Origin of the sequence: Flavobacterium sp. (assembly GCF_035760125.1) — a bacterium.
Lineage (GTDB): Bacteria > Bacteroidota > Bacteroidia > Flavobacteriales > Flavobacteriaceae > Flavobacterium.
The window spans coordinates 1-7,960 of the sequence record NZ_DASTTN010000259.1 but is presented as its reverse complement, the minus strand read 5'-3'; the positions used below and the strand labels follow the sequence as shown (position 1 = coordinate 7,960).

The following is a 7,960-nucleotide window of genomic DNA, read 5'->3' as shown; positions in this document are numbered from 1 at the left end:
CCAGGTACTCATATCTCCCGATCCGTTTACAATTCCAGCTTTGATGCCTTTGGCAAGCATCATATCCCTACATTTATCGGTGGCATATCCTTCTCCTAACGCGCCAAATCCAATTTTCATTCCTTTTAGTCTTAGGAAAATGGTAGATTCTACACTATCTAAAACTATATTTTTGTACCCCACTTTTTCTACTGATTTTTTAATCGCTTCGGGAGTTGGCATCGCGGTCATTGAACCGTCAAATTTCCAGATTCTATCCATCGCCGCAAAACTGATGTCAAAACCTCCATTAGTTATTTCTGAAAATCGAATTGCCCTTTGTGTCAGTTCAAAAACTTCTCTGTCTACTTTCACGGGGCGAATGCCTGCATTTTGATTCACTTCCGAAATTTGTGTGGTAGGTTTCCAATCGGATATTAAATATTCTATTCTCGAAATTTCGGCAATAACTGCATCAATATTTTGTTCCGCTGATAATGAATCCTGAGCTACAATCGTAATGTCGAAACGGCCTCCCATAAGTAAGGTGGTTCTTTTTCGCAAGACCTGACTGTTGCTTGTTAAGCTACAAACGAATAAAAAAAGAAAGAGAAATTTGTATTTCGTGATCATATTAAAATTTAAAATAGCATAAATCAAGTGATTATTTATACTAATAACAATCCGTTAGAACTTGTCCTTTGGTTTTGTAATCTGCAATTCCAGTAGTCGTTTTGGCTAAACATAGTTGATCAAGAACAAATTCTACGTCTTTTTGCATAGCCAATGAACCGCAAATCATTATAATTCCTCCGTGTGTTAGTAAATCGATGAAAAAGCCAGCATCGCGTCTTATGAGATCCATCACATAATCGTGGTTGGCTTCACGGGATAATGCCAAGTGAAAGCTTTGTAGCTGGTGCTTTTGAATGCTTTCCGAAGTGAATTTTTTATACCCCAAAACAGTTTCTGTTTCCTTTCGAAAGCCAGAATACAAATGAATTTCTGTTTTTTTCTTGTTTTGCTCAATCATTCCTAAAAAAGGAGCAATTCCGGTTCCGTTGGAAATTAGAGCCACTTTGGATGCCTTTTTTTGCAAGTGGAAAGCAGGGTTCTTGATGATTCGCGCTTTTATGACTTCACCTGGTTTAAGATTATATAAAAAGCCCGAACCTAAACCAGAAGGATGCAGTTTTACCACCAATTGTATGTTGCCGTTGTGATTTCCGATAGAGTAGAGGCGTTCTCGAGTATCATTAGCTGGATAAATTGCTAATAAATCTCCCGAGCTAAATTTGGCTCTCATATTCGCGCGAAGTGTAAGTAAAAATGTATGTTCGGTATCCGAAATTTCAGTTTTGTCTAGTACCATCAGTTTTTGTTGGCCTTTTGGAACATGATTGTATAATGATGGGGTGGCTGAAAGAGGAATTTCGGTTTTGGTACTCCATAATTTTACCCAATTAACAAACTCTTCAGCTGATTTGTCATTAACAGTTTGTAATTCTAAAAGGCGCTCTGACCAATTTTGGTTTGCCAATAAAACATCTATTTCTCGAGCAAAACCACAAAAATCGGGATAGGCCGTTGATCCAAAACCTACTACCGAAACATTGATTTTTTGCTTTTGTTCGATTGTGTTGACAAGCGATATAAATTTGCTTCCATTATGAGGGGCATCTCCCAATCCGTGTGTTGAAGCAAAAATAATAAGATGTTCTGCTTTTGTATACATGGTATAATTATTCAATTCAGTAATAAATACTTTTTCTCCGTGAGCCAGTAATTGTTTGTGAATAGCATTGGCAAACCGAAGAGTACTTCCGTTCTCAGAACCTACAAGCAAAATAAATTTGCTTTCTTCAGCTTTAAATTTGTTTTTGATTCGGCTTGATCTGCGTTTTAGCGTCATGGCAAAACCAGAGTAGATAAAAAACAAAATATTTAAACTTGCTAATCCTAAAATTATAGCCCATAAAATGCTAGATCTTCCCGTATGCAAATCAAGACTCAAATTAGACAGAAGCGTTGTCGTCGGAAAGCGTTTTTCGCTTACAACTGCTCCAGAAATTTGATTGACTTCTATTTCTCTATCTTTTAATTTAATGATGTAATATTCCTCCGGATCATCTGAAAAAGGGAATTCTATTTTTTCAACATCAGCAAGAAGGATGTTTTTAAAAACAGAAGTTTCAGAGTTTTTTTTTGAAATTGGATTGGTTTTTACTATTTCTTTTTTTTGTTCTGAATCTGTTTTTGCCATGAAAAAATTGAATTTTTCCAATGTCAAATACGTTCCCGAAACGGCTATTATAAGTATGGGAATTAACGCCAATCTACCCAGTACTACATGATAATATTGAGCAAAATAGTCTTTTATGATTTTGGAGAAGAAGTTGCGAATCCCTCTTTGTCGATTAATCACGAGTGCGAACCCCGAAATGGAAATCAAAATCAATATAAACGAAATAAAGCCCACAATAAATCGCCCGGTTTCTTTAAGGAACAATGAGCGATGAAGTGCAGTTACCCATTGGATAAATTCACTTTTTTTTATGGGTGTACCTAATGTTTTACCTGTTCTTGGGTCAATATAAGCATTGACATCATTGTCGTCTTGATCAATGGCTTGTAGCGTTACAAATTGATTGTGGTCGACACTTAATTCGGTTATTTCTGGGTAAGTTTTTTTTAGACTCGGTAAGGTTTCCGCAAGCGTTATTTTTTCGAAATTTTCCACTCGGTAGGACGGTAATTTCTCCTGAATTGCATCTACAGCAAGTATGGTACCGGTAACGGATGCCAATATTAAAAACAAAGAAGAAAACACTGCTAGAGCCAAGTGTGAATAACGCCAAAAAGAAAGAGTCATTGATAAATTGTGTTTTATAAATTATTGCTTGGGCAAAAAAATCTGCGAAAATCCACTAAATCTACGTGCTAATGTTTTCATGTAGATTTGTCTGATTTCCGCAGATAAAAAAAAATATTTTTTAGATTTTGTTTAATCTAACATATCTGATGTATCCTTTACCTTCTGTTTTATCAGCCATTGCTTCGGTAGTAAGGGGGATTTCTAAATCTGCGGTATAATATTTTTGATCTTCTACAGCTGTTTCAAATCGTAATTTATATCCCTTATTTATTTTAGAATCTTCAATTTCGATTGTGGTTATGCTACGGTCACCACCAGTAACAGATGCGCCGGTTTTGGCACTGATATCGGTAGGTTTTTTTGAATAGAATTTATGCCATTCTTTAAGCGTTTTGTACCATTTTTTATCGTCACCCATTACATACAATGTTTTGTCATAGTCACCTTTGGTGTTTACAAGTGAAACCACGATATATGCACCTTCTCCCATATAGTTGGACATTTGGAGCATGCATTTGTATTTACTGGTTTGTGCTGTGGCTTGAAAAGATAAAAGACTGATTAGTGCTACAGTTAGGCTTATTTTTAATATTGGCTTCATAGTATTATTTTAAAAATTCTAGAGATACGTTCTTTTTTGTTAATGATTCATTTTCTTTTGCCAAAGCGTATGGACTTTCGTCAAAATCGGTTACAATTTCTTTTTTGGCACCAATAGAAAGTAAGTATTTCAAGATAGTATCGTCTTTGGAAATCATAGCTGCTTTGTGCAAAGCTGTCAAACCATCTTTGTTTTTGGCATTTACATCGATGTTCAAGTCGGCAATTTTCTTTAGCAAAGCTAAATCGTTTTTAATTACTGCCAAATGATAAAGTGTATTTCCGTCTTTTTGAGGAGTGGATAAGTTTAATCCTTTGTCCTGCAGTAATTTTATTTTAGCTCCAAAAGGATCTTGTTTTTGACCATTTGCGCTTTCTGGACCACGACCCATTTGCGGTTTGTAAGATTGTATTACGTAAAAACCTAGATTATTACCTTCTTTGTCTAGTACTTTTGCATCAGCACCTTTATTCAAAAGAAGTTCTACTGCACTTGGAGTTCCGGATTTAATAGCAATTGTTAGTGCTGATTCTCCTTTTCCGTTTTGTGAGTTGATATTTTTTACAATTGGTAATAATTGTTCTAATGATGCAGTTTCTTTGGCTGAAGCAGCAACCATTAAAGGTGTATTTCCTTCGTTATCGGCTTTGCTTGCATCTACTCCTTTGGCTAAAAAGTAATTGATAATCTCAGTTTGGTTGGGTTTACTTACCAAAAAATGAAGAACCGTTTCTCCAGTTTTGCTAGTTGCAGTCGGTTTTATTTTTAAATCCTCCACCAAGTATTTGTAGGTTTCAAGAGTGTTTGTTTCTCTACGGGAACCTTGCGCTGCAAAAATAAGTGCGTTGTCAGTGTATTTTACTCCTTTTTCTAAGAGTGTTTTTAACAAAGGAATGTTACCAGTTCTTGTCGCATAGTTGAAAGCAGTATTACCATCGTTATCAACATCTTTAAGAGACATTCCTTTGGTAGTAAAATAGTTTGTAAGAGCAAGGTCTTTGTCGTACGGTATAGCCATAAGCAGTAAGTTTGCACCGTCCTGATATTTTTTCTTTGGATCTATTCCTGCTTTAAAAAAGGTATCATAAACTGCTGTATTTTTTTGACCGCTACTAGCTGCTGCAGTAATTGGGTAACTACTATGGCTGTCTTCTAAGTTAATGTTTGAACCTTTCGCTATTAGATATTCTACGATTTCTAGATTTCCTTTGCCAGCAGCCCAGTGAAGATAAATACGATTATCGTGTGTTGATTTATTAACGCCATTTCCAGGTTGTTCCAATAAGAATTTTATAGTGGCGTTTGGGGCATCATTATTTATGGCTAAAACAACTGGATCAAATGCTCTATCATTAGATTCGGATGGATTGCTACCTTTTGCGATTTCGGCTTGAACTGCGGCTACATCAGGAGTTGTTTTCCAGAAAGACTGCTCCAAAAGAGTATTTTTTTGCTGTGCACTTACAAATAATGCTGAGGCTAAAGCAAAAGAAATAAAAATATTTTTTTTCATAATGGTTTGTTATTAATAGGGGAATTAAGTCTGTTTATTATTTTGTAACTAAAAAATAAATATTATTTAGAATAAATAAAAATAGCGCAAATGTAAAAATAAATAGTAAAATACCAATGATTATTTTAAGCTTTAAATTGTTTTTTTTTATTCTGTTTTGCTTTAGAATGTAAAAAAAGAAAAAGGTTTAAAGCGAATCACTTTAAACCTTACTATTTGTTTCTTTTTTCTTTTTATTTCGTCCCCACCAAATATAAAATCCAGATATGGGAAGAGTTGCTATAAGCAAGCTGATTAAAAAAGCAAATATTTTTCCGGCTAGTCCGAAAACTGCTCCAGTATGTAGGTCATAGTTCATACGCATTAATTTATCGGCTGTGTCTACATTTCCATATTTGCCGAAAATGTGACCCACTTCTTTTTCTTCCAAAGTGTATTGGTCAAAATAACGGTAATCAGTTTTCCAGTAAGTTCCTTCTTCAGGATTTGCATTGGCTGCAATAGCAGTACTGTCATTTTCTGGCGGATGGACTTCAATGGATTTTGCTGTTGGATATTCTTTTTGCATTAATGTCCAAATTTTATCCAATGACTTGATAGGAGCAACTGTCTTTTTTGTTGAAACAGGGTCCCGATAGACCAATGATTTTTCTCCACCAAGTGCAGTGTAATAGGAGTAGGAAAACCATTGAAAACCCCAAACCAAACCTGTAATTGCAAAAATAAGGGCAATCAGAAGAATATAAAATCCAGTGATGTTATGTAAATCATAGTTTTTGCGTTTCCATTTTGTACTTTCTTTCCATTTGAAACTAAAGCGTTGTTTGGTCGCATTTTTATTTCGTGGATACCAAAGATACAATCCGGAGATCAGGAGTGTGAGAAAAACTAATGTGAACGAGGCAACGACAGGCTGTCCAATTTCAGGTGGCAGCCAAAGGTAGAAATGGCCATCCAGGATAAATCTAAAAAATCCTTCGTCCATATTTGCCGTTTCTATCACTTTTCCGGAATAGGGATTTAGATAAACGATATAATAATAAGTCGGTTCATAATGGAAGAATATAGCTTCCGTTGATTTTTCGGTCCCATTATATTTGATGGCATGAAGTGCTTTGCCTGGGAGTTCCTTTTTTGCAATTTCTTCCAATTGAGAAGGAGGGAGGAAAGGTTTGTTTTGTTTTTCAACAAAGCGGTATTCTTCCGTAATATTTTGTATTTCTTCCTGAAAAGCATACAAACAGCCTGTAATGGCAATGATAAATACAATTATGCCCGAAGACAATCCGAGCCATAAATGTATTTTTCCAATCAGTTTTTTTAAGCTATTATTTTTCATTAAAAAAGGATAAAACTCCCCACGTTAATGAGGAGTTTAGTTAAACAAAATAAAAACAATCTTAGAATTTATAACTTACAGTTAATCTTGCATTAGTACCAGCTTCCGCTTGCCAGTAATACATATCAGTATAGCTGTAATATCCTCCAGAATATAAGTACTTATTAAGTATGTTGTTAACAATAAGATTTATATATACTTTCTTGATTTGATAAGATACACCACCATCTAAACGGAAATAATCTGGTAGCGCAGTAGTGTTATCAGGTGAAATATACCAAGGAGCTCTATCTACTTGATATTGATAACCTAATGAAAGACCCAATCCGTTCAGTAATCCGTTGTCTACTTTATAATTTAACCAAGTGTTTTGAATATGTTTTGTACTTCCTGGAATTTGATTTCCTACCATATTTGGGTCGGTATCTTTGGTAGTTTTTCCTTCTGTAAAAGCATAGTTTACAACAATATCTAAGTTTTTAAAGATTTCTCCTCTAATGTCAACTTCAAAACCTTTTACTTTTTGCTGACCATTTTCTTTGCTATATTGCTTAGCTGGCGTAGAATGTTCAGCATCTAATGTAAGGACATTGTCTGTGGTAATTTGATAGGCTGCAAGCGTAGAATTCCATTTTCCGTTTAACCAGTCTCTTTTGAAACCTATTTCTAGGTTAGTTCCAGTTTGAGGACTAAAACTTTTTCCTTGCCAATCGCTGCCATAATTTTCTGTAAAAGATTGATCTCTCACAAAATAGGCGGATGTATTTTTGTCAATAGAATAACTCAATCCAATACGAGGTGTGAATTTTTCATTTTTTGAACCACCAGAATATACATCACCAGCTTTTAGAATAGTATATCTTCCTGCCAATGTTAAACGAAGTGAATTATCTAAGAATCCTAATTCATCCTGCGCATAAAAACCTTTATAATTATTATAATATTTGACACCTCTGTCTTCCATGTCTTTGCTTCTGTCAAATTTAGGTGATGCAGGTATACCATGTACAGGATTGTAAATGTCTAAATCAGGTAAAGTAAAATATTGAGACCAGTCATGATAATAGGTTTTATCACTCATGTCTAGTCCTCCCAATATTTTGTGGGAAACAGATCCCGTTTGGGCCTGACCATTTACATAAGCTTGTCCAACATATATTTTTCCTAAAATATCCCAGTTTCCACCAGCTCTTTTAAGGATAGCATCATTGTTAGGATCAAAACCACTTGGCCATAATGACATTCCTTCTTGTTCGTAATTTAAGTATGAACCTTGGGCAGTAATTTTCCATTTGTCATTTAGACTATGTTCAAAAATACCCAAAAGACTTCTTTCCAGCATTTGTGTAGGGTCTAATTCTTTTTCTGATGTAGTAAAGCTCCTCGGTAATTCTTCGTAACCATGTTTGGCATAAACATAATTGCTACCAATTGCATTTACTTTAGAAAATTGTTGTGTATATTCAAGTGTTACAGAAGTTTTGTCTGTAAATAAATATTTTAGTACAGGTGCAAAAGTATAACGGTCATTAAAGTCAAAATCACGGTAACTGTCTTTCTTTTCCCCCATTGCATTGAAACGGTACAAAAGTTTTCCATTTTTAGTCAGTTTACCATCTAAATCCAATGTTCCTCTATACATACCATAACTAC

6 protein-coding genes are annotated in these 7,960 nt (G+C 34.8%); all 6 read right to left on the bottom strand.

Annotation, left to right across the window (positions count from 1 at the left end):
• On the bottom strand, positions 1-612 hold a 612-nt coding region (locus VFS71_RS09450; protein WP_414655996.1), incomplete at its 3' end, for an FAD:protein FMN transferase.
• Between the two features lie 40 nt (positions 613-652).
• Positions 653-2,851, bottom strand: coding sequence for a PepSY domain-containing protein (locus tag VFS71_RS09445; protein WP_326400910.1), 2,199 nt, complete (start codon positions 2,849-2,851; stop codon positions 653-655).
• Between the two features lie 121 nt (positions 2,852-2,972).
• Entirely contained in the window at positions 2,973-3,455 is a 483-nt protein-coding gene (locus tag VFS71_RS09440; RefSeq protein WP_326400908.1) for a DUF2271 domain-containing protein, read from the bottom strand.
• A gap of 4 nt (positions 3,456-3,459) precedes the next feature.
• Positions 3,460-4,968, bottom strand: a complete 1,509-nt coding sequence (locus tag VFS71_RS09435; protein WP_326400906.1) for an ankyrin repeat domain-containing protein — start codon at positions 4,966-4,968, stop codon at positions 3,460-3,462.
• 202 nt (positions 4,969-5,170) lie between these two features.
• The gene (locus VFS71_RS09430; RefSeq protein WP_326400904.1) at positions 5,171-6,307 is read right to left on the bottom strand and encodes a PepSY-associated TM helix domain-containing protein; all 1,137 of its coding nucleotides are present in this window, start codon (positions 6,305-6,307) and stop codon (positions 5,171-5,173) included.
• A 61-nt stretch (positions 6,308-6,368) separates the two neighbouring features.
• On the bottom strand, positions 6,369-7,960 hold a 1,592-nt coding region (locus tag VFS71_RS09425; RefSeq protein WP_326400902.1), incomplete at its 5' end, for a TonB-dependent receptor.

What these genes read in the sequence shown, in the direction of transcription:
- VFS71_RS09445 (WP_326400910.1), bottom strand. Translation starts at nt 2,851, where the DNA reads ATGACTCTTTCTTTTTGGCGTTATTCACACTTGGCTCTAGCAGTGTTT.
- VFS71_RS09440 (WP_326400908.1), bottom strand. Translation starts at nt 3,455, where the DNA reads ATGAAGCCAATATTAAAAATAAGCCTAACTGTAGCACTAATCAGTCTT.
- VFS71_RS09435 (WP_326400906.1), bottom strand. Translation starts at nt 4,968, where the DNA reads ATGAAAAAAAATATTTTTATTTCTTTTGCTTTAGCCTCAGCATTATTT.
- VFS71_RS09430 (WP_326400904.1), bottom strand. Translation starts at nt 6,307, where the DNA reads ATGAAAAATAATAGCTTAAAAAAACTGATTGGAAAAATACATTTATGG.